This window comes from Elizabethkingia argenteiflava (assembly GCF_009904105.1).
Lineage (GTDB): Bacteria > Bacteroidota > Bacteroidia > Flavobacteriales > Weeksellaceae > Elizabethkingia > Elizabethkingia argenteiflava.
This window is the reverse complement of the sequence record NZ_JAAABJ010000193.1, coordinates 1-406: the sequence shown is the minus strand read 5'-3', so window position 1 is coordinate 406 and position 406 is coordinate 1. Positions and strand designations below refer to the sequence as shown.

At 33.0% G+C, this 406-nt stretch carries 2 pseudogenes; both read left to right on the top strand.

Annotation, left to right across the window (positions count from 1 at the left end):
* Positions 1 to 209, top strand: a pseudogene (locus GNY06_RS13575) (IS982 family transposase); the annotation flags it as partial.
* A gap of 5 nt (positions 210 to 214) precedes the next feature.
* A pseudogene (locus GNY06_RS13570) lies at positions 215 to 406 on the top strand (IS982 family transposase); the annotation flags it as partial.

The following is a 406-nucleotide window of genomic DNA, read 5'->3' as shown; positions in this document are numbered from 1 at the left end:
TGTCAGATCTTGAGTTAATCTCCATAGACTTAACTTCAGAATTTATGAGTATTGATTCAGAGCGGGATTTATTCAGAAAATTACCTTTCAATTTATCCTCTAGGATTGAACGTAGTGTTTACAATCACAGAAAGCACAACTTGTTTGCTTCTCGGGATTCTTTAAGAAACAATATAGCTGCAAAAATATATGTGATTATTACATTGTAGATAGCATGCCATTAGAAATATGCAAATTAAGCAGAAGTTCCAGAAGTACTTTTTGTAGAGAAAATTACTTTACCAGCCCGAATAAAGGTTTTTGTGCTTGGCAAAATAGTGTTTATTATGGTTATAAATTGCATGCAGTGTGTACTACTGATGGGATTTTTACCGATTTTGATGTAACACAAGCTTGTGTACAGGAT